The 17,503-nt window shown below is 59.7% G+C and carries 23 protein-coding genes; 15 read left to right on the top strand and 8 right to left on the bottom strand.

Going from position 1 to position 17,503, the window contains the following annotated elements; all coding sequences use genetic code 11:
• Positions 1-3: 3 nt before the first annotated feature.
• The 7 genes from V0R60_RS13945 to V0R60_RS13975 all read left to right on the top strand — a co-directional run bounded on the left by V0R60_RS13945 (position 4) and on the right by V0R60_RS13975 (position 5,691).
• Complete coding sequence (locus tag V0R60_RS13945) at positions 4-633, top strand: cytochrome o ubiquinol oxidase subunit III (RefSeq protein WP_136478079.1); 630 nt, start codon at positions 4-6, stop codon at positions 631-633.
• Complete coding sequence (cyoD, locus tag V0R60_RS13950; RefSeq protein WP_045188206.1) at positions 634-966, top strand: cytochrome o ubiquinol oxidase subunit IV; 333 nt, start codon at positions 634-636, stop codon at positions 964-966. It begins immediately after the preceding gene.
• An 11-nt stretch (positions 967-977) separates the two neighbouring features.
• Complete coding sequence (gene cyoE, locus V0R60_RS13955; protein ID WP_136478078.1) at positions 978-1,865, top strand: heme o synthase; 888 nt, start codon at positions 978-980, stop codon at positions 1,863-1,865.
• Between the two features lie 154 nt (positions 1,866-2,019).
• Positions 2,020-3,153: a hypothetical protein gene (locus V0R60_RS13960; RefSeq protein WP_136478077.1), complete on the top strand. Its 1,134-nt coding sequence runs from the start codon at positions 2,020-2,022 to the stop codon at positions 3,151-3,153.
• Positions 3,154-3,296: 143 nt separating this feature from the next.
• Positions 3,297-4,514, top strand: a complete 1,218-nt coding sequence (gene alaC / locus V0R60_RS13965; RefSeq protein WP_136479028.1) for an alanine transaminase — start codon at positions 3,297-3,299, stop codon at positions 4,512-4,514.
• Between the two features lie 149 nt (positions 4,515-4,663).
• A complete protein-coding gene (locus tag V0R60_RS13970; protein ID WP_136478076.1) occupies positions 4,664-5,038 on the top strand; it encodes a YkgJ family cysteine cluster protein in 375 nt (124 codons plus the stop codon).
• A gap of 95 nt (positions 5,039-5,133) precedes the next feature.
• Entirely contained in the window at positions 5,134-5,691 is a 558-nt protein-coding gene (locus V0R60_RS13975) for a hypothetical protein (RefSeq protein WP_371922222.1), read from the top strand.
• Here V0R60_RS13975 and V0R60_RS13980 read toward each other — a convergent pair.
• Positions 5,684-6,166 carry a DMT family transporter gene (locus tag V0R60_RS13980; protein WP_136478075.1) on the bottom strand — a complete coding sequence of 161 codons (483 nt, stop codon included), beginning with the start codon at positions 6,164-6,166 and terminating at the stop codon, positions 5,684-5,686. The two genes, V0R60_RS13975 and V0R60_RS13980, sit on opposite strands and share 8 nt — an antisense overlap.
• An 89-nt stretch (positions 6,167-6,255) precedes the next feature.
• On the opposite strand from V0R60_RS13980, the gene V0R60_RS13985 reads away from it, so the two are divergent.
• Together V0R60_RS13985 and V0R60_RS13990 are read left to right on the top strand one after the other, a co-directional pair.
• Positions 6,256-7,167, top strand: coding sequence for a LysR family transcriptional regulator (locus V0R60_RS13985; protein WP_136478074.1), 912 nt, complete (start codon positions 6,256-6,258; stop codon positions 7,165-7,167).
• A gap of 113 nt (positions 7,168-7,280) precedes the next feature.
• Positions 7,281-7,661, top strand: coding sequence for a lysozyme inhibitor LprI family protein (locus V0R60_RS13990; RefSeq protein WP_136478073.1), 381 nt, complete (start codon positions 7,281-7,283; stop codon positions 7,659-7,661).
• 8 nt (positions 7,662-7,669) lie between these two features.
• On the opposite strand, the gene mnmH is transcribed toward V0R60_RS13990, so the two are convergent.
• Positions 7,670-8,773, bottom strand: coding sequence for a tRNA 2-selenouridine(34) synthase MnmH (mnmH, locus tag V0R60_RS13995; RefSeq protein WP_136478072.1), 1,104 nt, complete (start codon positions 8,771-8,773; stop codon positions 7,670-7,672).
• Entirely contained in the window at positions 8,773-9,807 is a 1,035-nt protein-coding gene (gene selD, locus V0R60_RS14000) for a selenide, water dikinase SelD (RefSeq protein ID WP_330079897.1), read from the bottom strand. The genes mnmH and selD overlap by 1 nt, the downstream gene beginning before the upstream one ends.
• Positions 9,808-9,931: 124 nt before the next feature.
• Between selD and V0R60_RS14005 the strand changes: the two genes are divergently transcribed.
• The 4 genes from V0R60_RS14005 to phnE are packed head-to-tail and all read left to right on the top strand — an operon-like array spanning position 9,932 to position 13,162.
• A complete protein-coding gene (locus V0R60_RS14005) occupies positions 9,932-10,786 on the top strand; it encodes a putative selenate ABC transporter substrate-binding protein (RefSeq protein ID WP_136478070.1) in 855 nt (284 codons plus the stop codon).
• Entirely contained in the window at positions 10,783-11,577 is a 795-nt protein-coding gene (locus V0R60_RS14010; protein WP_136478069.1) for a phosphonate ABC transporter ATP-binding protein, read from the top strand. Before V0R60_RS14005 ends, V0R60_RS14010 begins: the two co-directional genes overlap by 4 nt.
• Positions 11,571-12,398, top strand: coding sequence for a PhnE/PtxC family ABC transporter permease (locus tag V0R60_RS14015; RefSeq protein ID WP_136478068.1), 828 nt, complete (start codon positions 11,571-11,573; stop codon positions 12,396-12,398). Before V0R60_RS14010 ends, V0R60_RS14015 begins: the two co-directional genes overlap by 7 nt.
• Positions 12,395-13,162: a phosphonate ABC transporter, permease protein PhnE gene (gene phnE / locus V0R60_RS14020; protein WP_136478067.1), complete on the top strand. Its 768-nt coding sequence runs from the start codon at positions 12,395-12,397 to the stop codon at positions 13,160-13,162. The genes V0R60_RS14015 and phnE overlap by 4 nt, the downstream gene beginning before the upstream one ends.
• Here phnE and V0R60_RS14025 read toward each other — a convergent pair.
• From V0R60_RS14025 to V0R60_RS14040, 4 genes are all read right to left on the bottom strand, one after another.
• A complete protein-coding gene (locus tag V0R60_RS14025; RefSeq protein WP_330079898.1) occupies positions 13,159-13,632 on the bottom strand; it encodes a DoxX family protein in 474 nt (157 codons plus the stop codon). The two genes, phnE and V0R60_RS14025, sit on opposite strands and share 4 nt — an antisense overlap.
• A 37-nt stretch (positions 13,633-13,669) precedes the next feature.
• Positions 13,670-14,416, bottom strand: a complete 747-nt coding sequence (locus V0R60_RS14030; RefSeq protein WP_136478065.1) for an HvfC/BufC N-terminal domain-containing protein — start codon at positions 14,414-14,416, stop codon at positions 13,670-13,672.
• Positions 14,413-15,228 carry an MNIO family bufferin maturase gene (gene bufB, locus V0R60_RS14035; RefSeq protein ID WP_136479026.1) on the bottom strand — a complete coding sequence of 272 codons (816 nt, stop codon included), beginning with the start codon at positions 15,226-15,228 and terminating at the stop codon, positions 14,413-14,415. The genes V0R60_RS14030 and bufB overlap by 4 nt, the downstream gene beginning before the upstream one ends.
• 67 nt (positions 15,229-15,295) lie before the next feature.
• Positions 15,296-15,577: a BufA1 family periplasmic bufferin-type metallophore gene (locus V0R60_RS14040; protein ID WP_136478064.1), complete on the bottom strand. Its 282-nt coding sequence runs from the start codon at positions 15,575-15,577 to the stop codon at positions 15,296-15,298.
• A 181-nt stretch (positions 15,578-15,758) separates the two neighbouring features.
• On the opposite strand from V0R60_RS14040, the gene V0R60_RS14045 reads away from it, so the two are divergent.
• Positions 15,759-16,328: a sigma-70 family RNA polymerase sigma factor gene (locus V0R60_RS14045; RefSeq protein WP_136478063.1), complete on the top strand. Its 570-nt coding sequence runs from the start codon at positions 15,759-15,761 to the stop codon at positions 16,326-16,328.
• The gene (locus V0R60_RS14050; protein WP_136478062.1) at positions 16,328-16,969 is read left to right on the top strand and encodes a DUF1109 domain-containing protein; all 642 of its coding nucleotides are present in this window, start codon (positions 16,328-16,330) and stop codon (positions 16,967-16,969) included. Before V0R60_RS14045 ends, V0R60_RS14050 begins: the two co-directional genes overlap by 1 nt.
• Position 16,970: 1 nt before the next feature.
• Here the strand turns inward: V0R60_RS14050 and V0R60_RS14055 are convergent, their stop codons facing one another.
• A complete protein-coding gene (locus V0R60_RS14055) occupies positions 16,971-17,447 on the bottom strand; it encodes a GNAT family N-acetyltransferase (RefSeq protein WP_136478061.1) in 477 nt (158 codons plus the stop codon).
• Between the last annotated feature and the right edge of the window lie 56 nt (positions 17,448-17,503).

Consider the following 17,503-nt stretch of genomic DNA (forward strand, 5'->3'; position numbering starts at 1 on the left):
TCAATGTCCAGTCATGTAATCAATGCAGACACTCATGCCCATGGTCACGACCATGGCCATGACGATCACCACCACGACTCGGGCCAGATGACCGTCTTCGGTTTCTGGCTGTACCTGATGACCGACTGCATCTTGTTTGCGTCGCTCTTCGCTACCTACGCGGTGCTGTCCGGCAGTTTTGCCGGCGGCCCGTCCGGTCACGACATTTTCCAACTGGACTTTGTCGCGGTCGAAACCGCGTTGCTGTTGTTCTCGAGTATCACCTTCGGCTTCGCCATGTTGCAGATGTTCAAAGGCAACAAGAGCGGCGTGCTGGGCTGGCTGGCTGTCACCTTCCTGTTTGGTGCCGGCTTCATCGCGATGGAAATCTATGAATTCCATCACCTGATCGCTGAGGGCTTCGGCCCGCAGCGCAGCGGTTTCCTCTCGGCGTTCTTTGCGCTGGTGGGCACCCACGGTCTGCACGTGACTGCTGGTCTGATCTGGATGGCGGTGATGATGTACCAGATCAACAAGCACGGTATCACTGGCACTGCCAAGACCCGTATGAGCTGCCTGAGCCTGTTCTGGCACTTCCTGGACGTGGTCTGGATCTGTGTGTTCACCGTCGTGTATCTGCTGGGGGTTCTGTAAATGGCTAATGCACATAACAGCCACGCCGAGGGCAACCACGGTAGCGTCAAGTCCTATGTAATCGGCTTCATCCTCTCGGTGATCCTGACTGCAATTCCATTCGGCCTGGTGATGTTCCCAAGCATGCCGAAGGACATCACTATCATGGTCGTAGTGGCCCTGGCGGTCATTCAGGTGGTCGTGCACTTGGTGTACTTCCTGCACATGGACCGTTCTGCCGAGCAGCGTTCCAACGTGTCGACCTTCCTGTTCACCGCGATGGTCATTGCACTGCTGGTAGGCCTGTCGCTGTGGATCATGTTCAGCATCCACACCAGCATGATGGCGAAGTGAGGTAAGACGACATGTCCATTAAGCACTTTATCCAAATCACCAAACCGGGGATCATTTTCGGTAACGTGCTTTCTGTGGCGGGCGGTTTCTTCCTTGCCGCGCAAGGGCATGTCGACTTCCTGCTGTTCCTGGCCACAGTGATTGGTACTTCGTTGGTGGTGGCGTCCGGTTGCGTGTTCAACAACTGCATCGACCGTGACATCGACATCAAGATGGAGCGCACCAAGAACCGTGCGATGGTTCAAGGTCAGATCTCGCTGAAAGTCGCCTTGGCCTATGCCACCCTGCTAGGGGTGGCCGGCCTTGGCCTGCTGTACGTGCAGGCCAACGCGCTGGCAGCGTTGTTCGGCCTGATCGGCTTCATCATCTATGTAGGTTTCTACAGCCTGTATCTGAAGCGTAAATCGGTGCACGGCACCCTGGTTGGCAGCCTGTCCGGTGCCATGCCTCCGGTGATCGGCTACTGCGCCGTGAGCAATACCTTCGATCTGGCTGCACTGACGCTGCTGGTGATGTTCAGCCTTTGGCAGATGCCGCATTCCTATGCCATCGCGATCTTCCGCTTCAACGACTACCTGGCTGCCTCGATTCCGGTTCTTCCGGTCAAGCGCGGCATCCTGGTCGCCAAGAAGCACATCCTCTGGTACATCGTCGCGTTCCTCGCGGCAACCCTGATGCTCACCATCGGTGGTTATGCGGGCATGAGCTACATGGCGGTGGCTGCGGCCATGGGCATGTACTGGCTGTACATGGCCTGGACCGGCTACAAGGCGGTGGATGATCGCCTGTGGGCACGCAAGTTGTTTGTGTTCTCCATCTTCACCATCACAGCCTTGAGCGTGATGATGTCGCTGGACACCAAAGTGCCGACAGAGCTTTTGCTGACCTACGCACATTGAGTGTGTCGGGTTGAATGAGAACGCCCCGAACCGCAAGGTTCGGGGCGTTTTTGTTTGTGCCTCGGTCAATGCGCAGTAGGGCAGGGTTGCCCTCTGCTGCTGCGTGAATACCGTGATTAGAGTGCGCCACTACTCATTCACGGAGGATAATTACATGAGTGTACTGACTGTCTATTTTTGTGGCACCGGCTCCCATCGCTTCGATGACGCCAACCCCAGCTTCTGGAATGGCGAGCTGGTTTCGACCCTGGCTGCCAACGATCAGGGCAAGGAGTACGCCCATTGGATTGCAGTCGACGGGCCTGGCAGTGGCAACCTGCAAGCCGATGAGCTGTTCGTAAAACCCGGTGGCTACTACAACTGGAATCAGACCTTGTTCGGTAAGGGCTGGGAAGAGAACGTTCAGCACGCAATGCAGATCATCAAGGGCCGCAGCAATTGGCAGCGCAAGGAGCTCAGTGAAGACGAGTATCAGCGCCTCAAGGCATCTGGCGTGCCTATTCCTGAGCCTACGGCGACAGCCTCCTGGTTCTGGCGTACGTACAACTACGGTCACCGCAAAATCACTCCACAGATGCTTCAGGAGCAGATCATCAAGCAATTTCGCAAGGACGGCATCATCCCTACCCAGGTCAACCTGGTCGGATGGAGCCGGGGCGGTATCAGCTGTCACATGCTCGCTAATGCGATGCTCGCAGACAGTGAACTGAGCAAGCTCCCGGTTAACATTTTCGCCATTGACCCGGTTCCAGGTGTTGGCAATTTCGACAGCCATCGTGTGCAACTCGGTGCCAATGTGAAGGAGTACGTTGGCTTCTTCTCACGCGATGAGCGATCCAAGGGTTTTTCCTGCGTTGTTCCGAAAACCCACGGCACTACCCGCTGCCATATCTACCCTATGTCAGGCCGACACGCGACGTTGGTGGGCAACGCCTCGGCGGATGGTGCCGGTGGCGGCAAGGTGCTCGCCGAACCTGGCTTGATCGTTCGCCATTTTGCTGAGGTCTGCCTGACGCGCTGGGGGGTAAAGTTGAACAAGATGCTCAAACTCAGTGAAGGCGATTTGAACAACCACCATCAGGCACTGGCTCGCGATGAGGGCAAATATGAGTCGATGCGCAAGCACTCATACACGGTGATCACCGAGTCCGAGAAGAATGAGCGCCGCGTCAGTCTGGGGGGCCAAAGTGTGGCGTTCTCAAGTATCCAGGGCGGGGCCTTCCAACCGGACAGCGCCCTTGCGAGTCCTGTGACTTGGAGCGCCGCCACTTACAAGGACATCCGCTAGTTGCCTGCCGGCCTGGGCTGGCCGTCCTGGTGTTTACTTTGCTACTGGACAGGCGGCACGCCCAGGCTCTATTGTTTGCCCCGGCCACCGCAGTGGCCAACGTCGCTCGGACGGTTCCGGGCGCTTACGTCTTCGAGGAAACCATGGCTGACCAAGGTTCGCCGCGCCGCTTTGCGCGCATTGATCGTCTCCCCCCTTACGTTTTCAACATCACCGCCGAACTCAAGATGGCTGCGCGCCGTCGTGGCGAGGATATTATCGACCTGAGCATGGGCAACCCCGATGGGGCGACGCCGCCGCACATTGTCGAGAAACTGGTGCAAGTCGCCCAGCGTGATGACACCCACGGCTATTCGACCTCTCGCGGTATTCCCCGCCTGCGCCGGGCGATTTCGCGTTGGTACAAAGAACGCTACGAGGTCGAGATCGACCCGGAAAGCGAAGCCATCGTCACCATTGGTTCCAAGGAAGGCCTGGCGCACCTGATGCTTGCCACCCTGGACCATGGCGATACCGTGCTGGTCCCCAACCCAAGCTACCCGATTCATATCTACGGTGCGGTAATTGCCGGTGCCCAGGTGCGTTCGGTACCGCTGGTGCCGGGTGTGGACTTCTTCAACGAGCTGGAACGGGCGATTCGCGAGTCGATCCCCAAGCCGAAGATGATGATTCTCGGCTTTCCTTCCAACCCTACTGCACAGTGTGTAGAACTGGACTTCTTCGAGCGCGTAGTGGCCTTGGCCAAGCAGTACGACGTGCTGGTCATTCACGACCTGGCTTACGCCGACATCGTCTACGACGGCTGGAAAGCGCCATCGATCATGCAGGTTCCCGGCGCCAAGGACATTGCCGTCGAATTCTTCACGCTATCCAAGAGCTACAACATGGCAGGCTGGCGAATCGGTTTTATGGTCGGTAACCCGGAGCTGGTCAACGCTTTGGCGCGAATCAAGAGCTACCACGACTACGGCACCTTCACCCCCCTGCAAGTTGCCGCGATCGCTGCCCTGGAAGGCGACCAGCAGTGCGTACGGGATATTGCCGAGCAGTATCGCCAGCGTCGCAATGTGCTGGTCAAGGGGTTGCACGAGCTGGGCTGGATGGTCGAAAACCCCAAGGCTTCGATGTACGTCTGGGCAAAAATCCCAGAGGAATACGCTCATCTGGGTTCTTTGGAGTTTTCCAAAAAGCTGCTGGCTGAGGCCAAGGTTTGCGTATCCCCAGGTATTGGCTTTGGCGACTATGGCGATGACCACGTACGCTTTGCCCTGATCGAAAATCAGGACCGGATCCGTCAGGCAGTCAGGGGTATTCGTCAGATGTTCCGCGCTGATGGGGTAGGGGGCAAGTCTCAGAAGTAAGCGCAGCAGTCGCACTGCGAGACCACGAAAAAACCGTCCGTCAGCGACGGTTTTTTTCTGCTCGCACCCCCTTCTCAAAATCGTTGCGAAGCATAGAATGGCGGCGGGTTTTCTCCCAATAACGATAACTTGCCCCCCGTCTTCTCATCATGTCCGAACATAATCCTTGTTTGAACTGCGGCGCCTGCTGCGGGTATTTCCGTGTGTCATTTTTCTGGGGCGAGTGCGAGTCGTCGGGAGGTTTGGTGCCCGACGACCTGGTGGTTCAGATCAATCCTACCCGCGTAGCGATGATCGGCACCGATAGCAAGCCTTGCCGCTGTATTGGCCTGGAGGGCGAGATTGGTAAAGGTGTCAGCTGCAGCCTTTATGAAAAACGCTCCACCCCTTGCCGGGAGTTCGAAGCGGCGTGGGTCAATGGTCAGCCCAATCCGAGTTGTGATGCTGCGCGGGCAGCCTATGGTTTGACCCCGCTTGAAGCCAACGAGCCGATCTGGCCGGATGATGGCGCTGAGGTAGCCTGATCGTCGTGGGCAGCGCCCGGCAACCTTGAGGTAGACTGTGCGGCTCTCGGAAAGGACAGGCGTTCTGACCGTGCCGCATCCTCGGGTACTGCGCAATGATTGCTAGCCGTTACATTTCGATTACCCTGGCGCTGTTCTTGGTGAGCTTGTGCTTCAACGCCATGTACCTCACCGGTGGCGGGCGCCTGCACGCCTTGCAGGCGCTGTTGTATGGCCCTTGGGGCATGGTATTTGGCATGTTCGGCTGGTTTGCCAATCCCTTGCTTGGGCTGGCAATTCTTCTGCATCGTCGCTGGCGCTGGGTATCGTTGGTGTTGGGATTGGGCGCGTTGTGCCTGGCGTTGACCAGCTTCGGGGTTGATCGGATGCCGGATAATCGTAGCTACAACTTTGTCTACCTGACCCACTTCGCGCCGGGTTTTTACATCTGGTTGCTGTCGATTCTGGGCTTTTGCCTGGCGCAAGCCTGGTGGTGTGTTCAGGCGCGTCGAGGTGCCACACTCCCTGGCTGGCATTGGCTGGACGGCGGCTTGCTGGTAGTGCTGGGCCTTACGATCAGTTTTGCCATTGAAGAACCGGGCCTGAGATTTGAGATCGATCGCGCCCTGGAGCCGCAACCTACAATCCAGCCGATTACCCCCGACACTATCTAGCCGACGTCGAAGTGCCCCATTGCACCACCAGCATGCCGAGCACAATCAGACCGACGCCGGCCAGGCGCAGTCCATTCACCGGCCGCTGCGCCAGGCCCATCAAACCCCATTGATCGATCAGCAGGGATGACAGTACTTGACCCGCAATCACGCAAACGATAAACCCGGCTGCGCCCAGGCGTGGGGTGAGCATCAGCGCTGCGGTGATGTAAGCCACACCTCCTACTCCGCCCAGCCAGGCCCACCAAGGGGCCTGAGCCAGGGCGCCGACCTGGGGTAGCGGCGCGCGCAGCATCAGCAGGGCCGGTATCACCATGAGCACGCTCACCCCCAGCGATACCAGCGTGGCCCACAACGGATGACCGAGCAGACGGCCCAAGGCGGCATTGCTGCCAGCCTGAAAAGGAACTGCTGCGCCGGCTAGCAGGGCGATGGCAAGCGGCAGCAGGGCCGCCGGGGTGAAAGATACGCTCATGGCAAGACTCCTTGAAAATGTCTTGGTAAAGTCTTCGCTATCCATGTTGCTAATGGAAATTCGAATGCTGCACAGGAGTTATTCGCCCGATGGATGATCTGCGCCGTATCGACCTTAACTTGCTGCTGACCTTGCACGCCTTGCTGGCGGAAAAGCATGTCTCGCGCGCGGCGTTGCGTTTGCACCGCAGTCAGCCTGCGGTGAGTCATGCCTTGGCGCAGTTGCGCGAGCTGTTTGCCGATCCCCTGTTGGTGCGCCGTGGTGGGCGCTTGCAGGCCACCGCCCGGGCGCAGGCCTTGGTCGAGCCATTGCAACAGGCCTTGGAGCAGCTGGATGGGTTGCTTGCCCATCCGGGATTTGACCCGCGCAAGGCACGTCGCAGCTTTCGCCTGGCCATGTCGGACTATGGAGCGCGGGTGGTATTGCCGGGGCTGATGCGGGTGCTGCGTGATGAAGCACCGGAGGTAGACCTGGTGGTGATCCAGGGCAGTCGAGAAGCGATGCTCGGGCATCTGTTCGATGGAGAGGCCGACTTGGCATTGGGTGTTTTTGCGCAGCAACCGGCAGAGCTACAGGTTGAAACCCTGTTTGAGGAACGTTTTACCTGTATCGCTGATCGTCGTCATTTGCCTGTCCGTGGTGGTCTGGAGTTAGCCGAGTGGCTGTCGCGCCCGCACGTACTGGTTGCGGTGCGACCTGGTGTCGACAACGAGATCGATCTGGCGCTCTCAGCGATTGACGCCCGTCGCCGGGTGGCACTGGCATTGCCGCACTGGGCAGCGGCGCAGGAAGTGATTGCCGGTACCGACCTGGTCCTCACCATTGCCCAACGTAGCCTCGACAACAGCAAACTCGACCCGCGCCTGCGGCGCTTCGATCCGCCGCTGCCGATCAAGGCCTTTGCTTTCCAGCAAGCTTGGCATCAACGTCGCGAAAGTGAGCCTGGGCACCGCTGGTTGCGCGAGCGAGTAGCGCAGGTGTCAGCCTCACCACCCCGGTAAGCGCGGGCTTGCGCTGCGATTGGCTGCGCAGCAGCTGCGAAACCTGAGTGCTGCCTATTGTGACGCACCCCTTCACCCTGCATTCTGAGGGCCCCTTACAAGGAGTTCCGAAGATGAAATACCCGCTACTGGCTTTCACGCTGCTGGCCGTTGTTGCCCCATTCGCCATGGCTCAAAACGATTCGCCTGCCTACAGCCAATGCATGGAAACGGCCCAATCAACGTTGGACATGAACAACTGTAACGGCGCCGAAATCGAACGCCAGGACGCGCGCCTCAACAGTGCCTACAAAAAAGCCAAGGCTGCGCTGGAGCCTGCCCAGCAAACTCAGTTGCTCGATGCCCAGCGCTTGTGGATCAAATACCGTGACGCCAATTGCAAGGTGTACTTCAACCTCACTGGCGGCACCATCGATCAGCTCAATGGTGCTGGCTGTGTCCTGGATATGACCAAGGCTCGTGCAGATGAGTTGGCAACACTGAGTCAGCCTTGATTGCTTGATCAGCGTCGGGCTACGCGGGCTCGCAGGTATTCGCGGACTTCGACATGATTGCCGGAAAACTCGATGCGCTCGACCTTGCTGTTGCGATGGAAGGCGTACATCGGGTCGTAGTACTCGCTGAGCAAACCACTGATCCAGGCACGGTGCAGGTCGACTGCACCGCTGCGCTGTTGTTCTTCCAGGGCTTGCAGCAACAACGTTGAAAGCCGCTGGTAGCGTTCGCCACCCAAGCGCTTGAGGATATTGCCCATGCTCTGGTTGAGGCGCGCGGCGAACAGCGTGAAGCCTTGCTCAGGGCCATGCAGCGCCACGAACTCGGCGCACAGGTTGGTCACATAGTCGCCAAGAATGCGCTCGACGCGATTGTCGAAACTGTCTTCCAGCCATACCAGCGGGTACTGCTGCATGCCTTGGTACAGTTCCAGGGGCAGCGAGCAACTGCCAACGATTCGACCTTCATCCTCGAGCACGAACTGTTCGAGACCGCGTGCGCGTTTCTTCAGGATGTCGATGGCCAAGCTGTTTTCGAAATCGATTTGCACCGGTTGCCCGGTGGCGCGCTTCCCGAAGCTGGAGCCACGATGGTTGGCATGGCCTTCAAGATCCAGGGCGTTGTTCAGGTCTTGCAGCACCTCGGTCTTGCCGGTGCCCGTCAGGCCGCCAATCAATACGAAATCACACTCGGCCACCGCACTCTGGGTAGTGTCGAGGAGAAAGTTACGCAGCGCCTTGTAGCCACCAACCACCTTGGGATACTCAATGCCTGCCTCGCTTAGCAGCCATTGCTGGACGATCTGCGAACGCAGGCCGCCGCGAAAGCAGTAGAGGTAGCCCTCAGGGTTGGCTTGGGCAAAGGCGACCCAGGCAGCAACACGCTCGTCCTTGGTCTGCCCGCTGACCAATTGATGGCCGAGGGCGATGGCGGCCTGTTGGCCTTGCTGCTTGTAGCAGGTGCCAACCTTTTGCCGCTCAAGGTCGTTCATCAGCGGCAGGTTGATCGCGTTGGGAAAGGCGCCCTTGGCAAATTCGACCGGGGCGCGCATGTCCATCATGGGTACATCGTGCAAAAACAGCTGGCGGTAGTCGGTGGTGTTGTCACGCATTACAGCACCTCAACCGCATGGCTCTGTCGCTCGACCAGTTCGCCGATTGGTGCCAGGTTCAAGCCCAGTTCAGCGGCCAGGGCGAGAAACTCTGCTTCACCTTCAGGTGTTACCGCTACCAACAGGCCACCGCTGGTTTGCGGGTCGCACAGCAGGTGTTTCTGCTCGTCGTTCAACGGCGCGATTTTTTCGCCATAGCTTTCGAAATTGCGCAAGGTGCCGCCGGGTACACAGCCCTCAGCCAGATAATGCTCGACGCTCGGTAGGCGCGGAACGGCGTTGTAATTCAGGCGTGCGCTCAAGCCGCTGCCGTCTGCCAGTTCAACCAGATGGCCGAGCAGGCCGAAACCGGTAACGTCGGTCATGGCCTTGACGCCTGCAAGCTTGCCGAAGCGGCTGCCGGGGGTGTTCAGCGTGCACATCCAGTCGCGGGCCAGCCCTTTGTCCTGGTCGCGCAGCTTGGATTTTTTCTCGGCTGTGGTGAGGATGCCGATGCCCAAAGGCTTGGTCAGGTACAGGCGGCAACCTTGTATGGCGGTGTCGTTGCGCTTCATGTGGCGCTTTTGCACTACGCCGGTCACGGCCAGGCCGAAGATAGGTTCTGGCGCATCGATCGAGTGACCACCAGCCAGCGGGATACCGGCTTCGGCGCACACCGCGCGACCGCCGCGAATCACTTCGCGGGCTACTTCCGGGGCCAATACATTGATCGGCCAGCCGAGAATGGCAATGGCCATGAGCGGATCGCCGCCCATGGCGTAGATATCGCTGATGGCGTTGGTGGCGGCGATGCGACCGAAATCGTACGGGTCGTCGACGATAGGCATGAAGAAATCGGTGGTCGAAACTACGCCACGTTCATCGTCCAGCGCGTAAACTGCCGCGTCATCATGCGAGGCATTGCCAACCCAGAGCTTAGGGTCCAGCGCCTGTGTACCGCTTTCGGCAAGGATCACCTCCAGCATCTTCGGAGAGATCTTGCAGCCGCAACCGGCACCATGGCTGTACTGGGTCAGACGAATCGGCTCGCTCATACGCACCTCGAAAAATCGTGAAGCCCGATTGTAGCAAAGCTGGTCTTTGCGCCGATGCCTCTTATAATTTCCGCAGCTAGCCCAGTGCTGGCTCATTCCCCGCTATTGAACCGGAGAACCCCTCATGCTCAAACGTCCCCTGGCGCTGTTCGCCGGCCTCGTACTGTCGTGTTCGACTTACCTGGCCCAAGCGGCCGACACCCTGCGCGTCAGTGCCATCCCCGACGAGGCACCCACCGAACTGCTGCGCAAATTCAAGCCGCTGGGCCAATACCTGGAGCAGAAGCTAGGCATGAAGGTCGAGTTCGTGCCGGTTTCCGACTATCCGGCTGTGGTCGAGGCATTGGCCACCGACCGTCTGGACATGGCCTGGCTGGGCGGCTTCACCTTTGTTCAGGTACACCTGAAGAGCCCGACCGCGACACCACTGGTGCAGCGTGAGCAGGATGCCGAGTTCACCAGCAAATTCATCACCGCCAACCCGGAAATCGAGAGCCTGGCCGATCTCAAGGGCAAAACCTTTGCCTTCGGCTCGATCTCGTCCACCTCCGGCAGCCTGATGCCGCGCTACTTCATGCTCAAGGACAACAACATCAAGCCGGAAACCTACTTCAGTCGGGTGGCCTACTCCGGGGCTCACGATGCGACTGCAGCCTGGGTACAGGCCGGCAAGGTCGATGCCGGCGTGCTCAACGCCAGCGTCTGGGACAAGCTGGTCGCCTCGGGCAAGGTCGATACCAACAAGGTCAAGGTGTTCGCCACCACCCCGAGTTACTACGATTACAACTGGACCGTTCGCGGCAGCCTCGATCCGGCCTTGAAAGACAAGATCAAACAGGCCTTCCTTGACCTTGATCCGGCCAAGCCCGCAGACAAGGCGATCCTCGACCTGCAGGCTGCCAGCCGATTCATCGCCACCAGCCCGGACAACTACAAGGGTATCGAGGAGGCCGCTCGCGCTGCTGAGTTGCTCAAGTGACGATCCAGCTCAACTGCGTCAGCCTGCGCCATGGTGCGGTGCAGGCCTTGCTTGAAGTCGATCTGAGCGTCGAGGCCGGCGAGCGGCTGGCAATCATCGGCCCTTCGGGCGCCGGCAAGTCCAGCCTGCTGCACCTGATAGCCAGTGCCCTGGCGCCCACCAGCGGTAGCGTGGAGCTGCTCGGTGAAGCGCCTTGGCGCCTTTCTGCAGGTGCGCGCCAACGTCTGCGCGCGCGTATCGGTATGGTTCATCAAGCGCCGCCACTGCCGCCGCGCCAACGCGTGGTGACAGCGGTGCTGGCTGGGCGTCTGGGCCAATGGAGCACCTTGCGTGGGTTGCTCAATCTGTTGCACCCCTCGGATGTACCCGGTGTGCGCGCGGTGCTGTCGCGGCTGGGCATGGCGGAAAAGGTCTTTGCCCAGTGCGGGCAGTTGTCTGGCGGGCAGTTGCAGCGTGTCGGCATTGCCCGCGCCCTGTATCAGCAACCGGAAATCCTGCTGGCGGATGAGCCTGTTTCGGCCATGGACCCCGTGTTGGCCGAACACAGCCTGAGAACCCTCAATCAACATGCTACCGAACGTGGTGTCACCCTGGTGGCGAGCCTCCACGCGGTGGAGCTTGCGTTGGCGCACTTTCCACGGGTAATCGGCATTCGCGAAGGGCAGGTGATGTTCGATCTGCCGGCTGCGGAGGTCTCCAAAGACATGCTCGATGCGCTGTATGCCAACGAACATCTGGTTTCGCCTCAAGTGCCTTTGCCGGCCCTGCCCCAGCAGATTCCACGATGCTAAGTGCCGAAAAACGCGACCCTGCAGCCTTGCCCAGGCTGTTGCTGACCCTGCTGATTATTGCCGTGCTCTGGCCTGGTATTCAGTTGAGCGAGCTTAATCCCGGCGTGCTCCTACAGGCTGAAAACCGTCGTGAAATGGGCAATTTCGTCAGCGCTTTCTGGCCACCAGCGCATGACCCGGATTTTCTCGTCTTGCTCTGGCAGGCCACCTTGCAAACGCTGGCGGTGGCCACTGCCGGTATGGCCCTGGCGTTGATGCTGGCTATTCCTGCCAGCTTGCTGGCTAGCCGGGCGCTGTCCATGGACGCCGCCTCTCGTGGTGGTCGCTTGGGGCTGTGGTCACGCACGGTGCGCCTGCCGGTGCGTGGCTTGCTGATCTTTCTGCGCAGTGTGCCGGAGATTGTCTGGGCGCTGCTGTTCGTTCGCGCGGTGGGCCTGGGGCCGACTGCCGGGGTGTTGGCCATCGCCATTACCTACAGCGGCATGCTCGGCAAGGTGTACGCGGAGATCTTCGAGTCGGTCGACCAGCGTCCTGCCCATGCCCTACTGCAGGCGGGCAGTAGTCGTCTGAGCGCATTCTTCTACGGCATCCTCCCGGACGCAGCCGCGGAGCTTGTGTCATACACAGTGTATCGCTGGGAGTGCGCGATTCGCGCCTCCGTAGTGATGGGCTTTGTTGGCGCCGGAGGGCTCGGGCAACAGATCGATTTGTCGATGCGCATGTTCGCCGGTGCCGAGGTGGCGAGCATGTTGCTGGCTTTCCTGGTGTTGGTATGGCTGGCGGACCAACTCAGCCGAGTGCTGCGCGGGAGGCTGGCATGAGACGCTTGCTCAATGCTTCGTTGATCCTTGCCCTGCTGGCGGCCGTGTTTGCCTCGTTCGCCTACCTCAGCCTCGATTTGCAGTCGCTGTTCGGTAACGGCGGGCTGGGACAAATGGGGGCCTATGCATCGCGCTTTCTCAGCCCGGACCTCAGTGCCGGGCATTTACAGGCTGTGGGCAAAGGCGCGTTGGAAACCTTGGCCATGTCAGGTTTGGGTACTTTGCTCGCGGTGATCCTCGGCCTGTTGCTGGCGTTGCCAGCCGCCGGGCGTTTTGGTTGGCCGCTGCAGGGGGCTGCACGGTTGTTGCTCAATGCCCTGCGGGCGATACCGGAACTGGTCTGGGCCGCGCTGACCGTGTTGGCAGCTGGGCTGGGACCGAATGCCGGTACCCTGGCGTTGGCCCTGCACACCTCGGGAGTGCTGGGCCGATTGTTCGCCGAAGCGCTGGAAAACGCGCCGCCAGAGCCGGCTGCTGCCATTCGCTTGCAGGGCGGCAGCCAAGTCGTCGCCTTCTGCTTTGGCACCTTGCCCAACCTCTGGCCGCAGTTGCTGGCCTACAGCCTATATCGCTGGGAAAACAATATTCGTATGGCCAGCGTGCTCGGCTTCGTGGGGGCCGGTGGCTTGGGGCAGATGCTCTACACCACCTTGAGCCTGTTCCAGGAGGCCCAGGCCAGCACGGTAATCATTGCCATGCTGGTGCTGGTGTTGCTGGTGGATGCCTTGAGTGATGTGCTCAGGCAGCGTTTTGTGCGGGCCTAACGGATGCCCAGGCGGTGATCCAGTGACCAGCGACCACCGCCACGACCGATCACCACCAGCAGCAAACCTGCCCAGCTCAAGTGAGTTGGCCAGGCGTCGGGATAGACAAACACCTGGATCACCAAGGTCATTCCCAGCAGCGCCAAGCCGGCGAAGCGGGTGCACAGACCAAGTACCAGCAACAGCGGAAACAGGTGTTCGGCATAAGTGGCCAGGTGAGCGGCCAGCCAGGGCGGGAGCAGCGGCAACACGTACTCGGTACGAAACAACTCATAGGTGCTCGGCGTGATGCTGAGCAAGCCTTCGACCTTGGTGCGCCCTGAAAGAAAGAAGATCGCCGCGATGCCCAGGCGGGCGATCAGTGACAGCAACGAGTCGCTGATCAGTCCTTGCAGTTGCCCTGCGCAACGCGACCAGAATGTGCCAGCGGCGGTTGGATGTTTGTCGGGCGTTTCACTGATCGAGTGCATGGTGTTCTCCATTCAAGGGCACATGGGTAGGCGCTGCTCAAGCAAATACTTCCGCCGCCAGCAGGCGGGCGAGCAGGGTGGTGAAGTCCAGCGTTGGGTCGAACGTCAGGACGCTGTTGGTTGCCTGTTCCAGGGAGTTGCCCGCCGCGCAGGCGTCGAGAAAGATGCAATCGGCTTCACTCAGAACTTGCCAAAGCACCTGGCCGTGCTGTCGGCGCATCAATACCCCTTCACCCTCCCAGGCAAGCGGCTCCGGCACGGGCGCGGCCCTGCGGTTACTGTCCCAAATGCTGTAGATCGGTTGTTCGGCGAACCATTGCCAGCGCACATCGGTGCGCGGGCGCAGGTGTTGTTGACCGAGCAGTTCAGGTACCAGGTTGGTCATCGCCAGCATGTTCAGGCTGCTGTCGATAGGCGCGGTGTGCACCTCGATCCACAGCCTGTCAGCGCGGGCCACATCAGCCAGGTAAGGCAGATGTTGTGCGGGCTCGAATTGCTCAATGAAGGTTGCGAAGTGCTCTCCATAGAGGATCAGGCGGGCGTCACTGGGCGGCGTCAGGGTTGCATGAACCGTAGCAGCAGCGCGGAACCATGGGTTGCCCACCAGACGCTCGACGGAGGGAAAGTTGGCCTGCAAGGCATCCACACACCCTTTGAGCACGGTATTGCGATACACCGTGAAACCAACTTGCTGGGTGAGTGCAAGCAGCTCATTCGACGCTTCGCCGCCATACAAGGCGTTGACGAAAGCTGTCTGGAATTGTCCCAGCGTTGAAGTGCTCATGGTTGTCTACTGTTGCTATCGAGCAGCAACTGGGCCATGTCGCGCTCGCGCAGCAGTGCCTCGAAGGGGGGGATCTGATCGTCGCGCTCAATCAGGGTAGGACGCGTGCCAATGCGTTTTATCAAGCGCAGATAGAGCGTCCACACCTCGGCGGCAATGGGCGCATCGTGGGAGTCAATCAACAGGTCGCTGTTGGCGTCCTGACTGTAACCGGCCAGGTGAATCTCGCTGATCAGGTGGGCCGGAAATGCATCCAGGTAGGTGCTGGCCTCAAAGCCCATGTTATGGGCGCTGACATGCACATTGTTGATATCGAGCAACAGGCTGCAGCCGGTACGCTGGGAAAGCTCGGTGAGAAAGTCGATCTCACTGAAGTCATGCCCGTCCAGGTGCGTGTAGTGGCTTGGGTTCTCGATCGCCAGCGGGCGGCCCAGGATATCCTGGGCGTAGTCAATGTTCTCGACTATGCGTTGCAGGGCCGCGTGGCTGCGCGCAAAGGGCAGCAAGTCCGGGTGGTACTGCCCTTGCCAGGTAGACCAGGCCAGGTGCTCCGACAACAGTTGTGGTTGCACTCGTTCGGTCAGCGCCTTGAGGCGATACAGATGCTCGGCATCCGGTAACTGGTCGGCGGCCAACGACATGGACACACCATGCAAAGACAGCGGGTGCTGCTCGGCAACGGCTTGTAGCCATTCCAGTCGAGGGCCTGCGACCATGTAATTCTCCGGGTGAACCTCGAACCACATTCCGGGTGTCCTGCAGGCCACGGCGTCTTCGTAATGCTCGGCCTTGAGCCCGAGGCCGGCGCCCAAGTCGGTGTTCGCACTCAGAGAGGAAGGTGTGTTCACGGTCGCTTCGCCCTTTACCGGTTGCCGAGGATCAGGACTGTTTTGCAGTCAGCGAGCCCATGCCGTTGGGAGTTTTGATCGAGGTGCAGGTGCCAGCAGGCACGTTCTTCCAGGCGTTGGCTTGGTAGTCCATTTTTGCTGTACCGGCGCAACTGGTGCCGGCCCCGGCTTTGCAATCGTTTTTACCTGCCATGGCCACGCCGTAGCATTTTTCCATGGCAGGTGCTGGCGCATCGGTGGACGAAGCGGCAACGGCAGTCCCAGCGATCGAAGCGAAGGCGAGAGCGGCGGCGGTAGCGGCGAAAGTTTTCATGGCGTCATACTCCAAAGGTTAGGTGGCCGGGCATCTTTGCTTGCGGCTCGTGAAGTAGTTCGCCGGGTTTGGTCGATGGGTTACAGCCCAGCAGAATTTTTTTGTCTTTTCGCCAGGTAGTTAAAAACGCTATCGTTTCTGGCAGCTATTTTCTTTTCGTCCCCTGTAACCAGAGCCCTGGATGGACCGAACTAAACAGAGTGAACTGCTGCGTTCGCGTGAAGCTGCGTTGCAAGGCTTGTTGGTGGCAGGACTGGACGGCGATGCGCAGGCTTATCGACTGTTCCTGCAGCAACTGAGCGGGCACCTTCGAGGTTTTTTGCGCAAGCGCCTGTATTCGCGCTCGGACGATCTCGAGGACGTGCTCCAGGAAGTGCTGCTGGCGGTGCATAACGCCCGTCAAAGCTATCAGCGCGATCAGCCGTTGACCGCCTGGGTGCAGGCTATTGCCCGCTATAAACTCGCCGATCATTTGCGCGGCCAGGGGCGACGAGACGCCTTGAACGACCCACTGGAGGACAGTGACGAGCTGTTTGCACAGGAGCAGCAAGCGCCGGCTCAAGCCCAGCGGGACTTGGGTAAACTGCTGCAGCAACTGCCAGACAAGCAACGCTTGCCGATTGTGCACGTCAAGTTGGAGGGGCTGTCGGTGGAGGAAACCGCACATCTGACCGGGCTTTCCGGGTCAGCGGTGAAGGTTGGCATCCATCGGGGGCTCAAGGCACTCGCAGCGTTGATTCGAGGTACATGATGAAAACCGACGACCTGATTTCCCTGCTTGCCACCGGTATCGAACCGATCGATCGGCAGCAGTTTACGCGACGTATTGGCCTTGCCATGCTGATCGCCATTGTCGGCGCCAGCGTGCTGACAGTGCTGCTGTATGGGGTGCGTGCCGATCTTGCCGTGGTGGCGGCAACACCGTTGTTCTGGGGCAAGATCGCCTTGCCGGCAAGCTTGATGGTTGCTGCGCTACTGGTCTTCAACCGGTTGGCACGTCCTGGCCTTGAGGTTGGCCTGCGCTGGGGCGGGATTGGCGCGCCCGTGCTTGGGGTTTGGGCGGTGACGTTGCTGGTATTGAGCGGTGTGCCTGAAGAACAGCAATTGAGCATGATCTTCGGCCAGACCTGGCGCAGCTGTGCGTTCAACATTGTGTTGTTGTCGGTGCCGGGCTTCTTTGCGTTGATTCGTGTCTTGCGCGAGTTTGCACCTACTCAGTTGCGCCTGTCGGGTGCAGTGGCCGGTTTGTTGGCGAGCGCCACTGCGACCTTGGCCTACTGCCTGCATTGCCCAGAGATGGAGGTGCCGTTCTGGGGCGTCTGGTATGTGCTGGGCATGGCCATTCCCACGCTGCTAGGCGCGTTGCTCGGGCCGCGCTGGTTGCGTTGGTAGCTCACAACATCTGCTTCATCTGCACCAAGGCTATCCGCGTATTGCCAGGCCCTTGGCGCTCCTCGATGGCAAAGGGTTCAAAGCCCAGCTGTGGATAAAGCAACAAGCCGGCAGTATTGCTGTTGAAGCACGATACCCATACTTCGCGGGCATCGAACTCCCTGCGGGCCAGGTCGATCATGCTCTGCACCAAATAGCGCGCTACGCCATGACCCCGGGCCGCAGGGGCTACCACCACATTGCCCAAGGCGCAGACACCGCCTTGCTCGGCCTTGTAGAAGTTGGCGAATGCCAGCACCGTCCCATCGCCTTCTACCACTGTCGAGCCGGCTCGCTGTGTAATTGCGTCACTCAATTGCGCTGGCGTCAGTGGGTAATTGGCCTTGGGGAACATGTAGAACAGCTCGTCGGGGCCTTGGGGAAAGCAGCAGATGGCGGCGATGTCCGCGGCCTGGACTGGGCGATGAGTCAGTTGCATAAGGTGGCTCGCTGATGGGGGAGGGTGTCAGGAATCCTACACTGCCTGCTGGCTTG

Source organism: Pseudomonas auratipiscis (assembly GCF_036324085.1).
GTDB lineage: Bacteria > Pseudomonadota > Gammaproteobacteria > Pseudomonadales > Pseudomonadaceae > Aquipseudomonas > Aquipseudomonas auratipiscis.

Bases quoted from the DNA above. Each gene is read 5' to 3' on its own strand.
- V0R60_RS13945 (WP_136478079.1), top strand. From the start codon at position 4: ATGTCCAGTCATGTAATCAATGCAGACACTCATGCCCATGGTCACGAC.
- cyoD (WP_045188206.1), top strand. From the start codon at position 634: ATGGCTAATGCACATAACAGCCACGCCGAGGGCAACCACGGTAGCGTC.
- cyoE (WP_136478078.1), top strand. From the start codon at position 978: ATGTCCATTAAGCACTTTATCCAAATCACCAAACCGGGGATCATTTTC.
- V0R60_RS13960 (WP_136478077.1), top strand. From the start codon at position 2,020: ATGAGTGTACTGACTGTCTATTTTTGTGGCACCGGCTCCCATCGCTTC.
- alaC (WP_136479028.1), top strand. From the start codon at position 3,297: ATGGCTGACCAAGGTTCGCCGCGCCGCTTTGCGCGCATTGATCGTCTC.
- V0R60_RS13970 (WP_136478076.1), top strand. From the start codon at position 4,664: ATGTCCGAACATAATCCTTGTTTGAACTGCGGCGCCTGCTGCGGGTAT.
- V0R60_RS13975 (WP_371922222.1), top strand. From the start codon at position 5,134: ATGATTGCTAGCCGTTACATTTCGATTACCCTGGCGCTGTTCTTGGTG.
- V0R60_RS13980 (WP_136478075.1), bottom strand. From the start codon at position 6,166: ATGAGCGTATCTTTCACCCCGGCGGCCCTGCTGCCGCTTGCCATCGCC.
- V0R60_RS13985 (WP_136478074.1), top strand. From the start codon at position 6,256: ATGGATGATCTGCGCCGTATCGACCTTAACTTGCTGCTGACCTTGCAC.
- V0R60_RS13990 (WP_136478073.1), top strand. From the start codon at position 7,281: ATGAAATACCCGCTACTGGCTTTCACGCTGCTGGCCGTTGTTGCCCCA.
- mnmH (WP_136478072.1), bottom strand. From the start codon at position 8,773: ATGCGTGACAACACCACCGACTACCGCCAGCTGTTTTTGCACGATGTA.
- selD (WP_330079897.1), bottom strand. From the start codon at position 9,807: ATGAGCGAGCCGATTCGTCTGACCCAGTACAGCCATGGTGCCGGTTGC.
- V0R60_RS14005 (WP_136478070.1), top strand. From the start codon at position 9,932: ATGCTCAAACGTCCCCTGGCGCTGTTCGCCGGCCTCGTACTGTCGTGT.
- V0R60_RS14015 (WP_136478068.1), top strand. From the start codon at position 11,571: ATGCTAAGTGCCGAAAAACGCGACCCTGCAGCCTTGCCCAGGCTGTTG.
- phnE (WP_136478067.1), top strand. From the start codon at position 12,395: ATGAGACGCTTGCTCAATGCTTCGTTGATCCTTGCCCTGCTGGCGGCC.
- V0R60_RS14025 (WP_330079898.1), bottom strand. From the start codon at position 13,632: ATGCACTCGATCAGTGAAACGCCCGACAAACATCCAACCGCCGCTGGC.
- V0R60_RS14030 (WP_136478065.1), bottom strand. From the start codon at position 14,416: ATGAGCACTTCAACGCTGGGACAATTCCAGACAGCTTTCGTCAACGCC.
- V0R60_RS14040 (WP_136478064.1), bottom strand. From the start codon at position 15,577: ATGAAAACTTTCGCCGCTACCGCCGCCGCTCTCGCCTTCGCTTCGATC.
- V0R60_RS14045 (WP_136478063.1), top strand. From the start codon at position 15,759: ATGGACCGAACTAAACAGAGTGAACTGCTGCGTTCGCGTGAAGCTGCG.
- V0R60_RS14050 (WP_136478062.1), top strand. From the start codon at position 16,328: ATGAAAACCGACGACCTGATTTCCCTGCTTGCCACCGGTATCGAACCG.
- V0R60_RS14055 (WP_136478061.1), bottom strand. From the start codon at position 17,447: ATGCAACTGACTCATCGCCCAGTCCAGGCCGCGGACATCGCCGCCATC.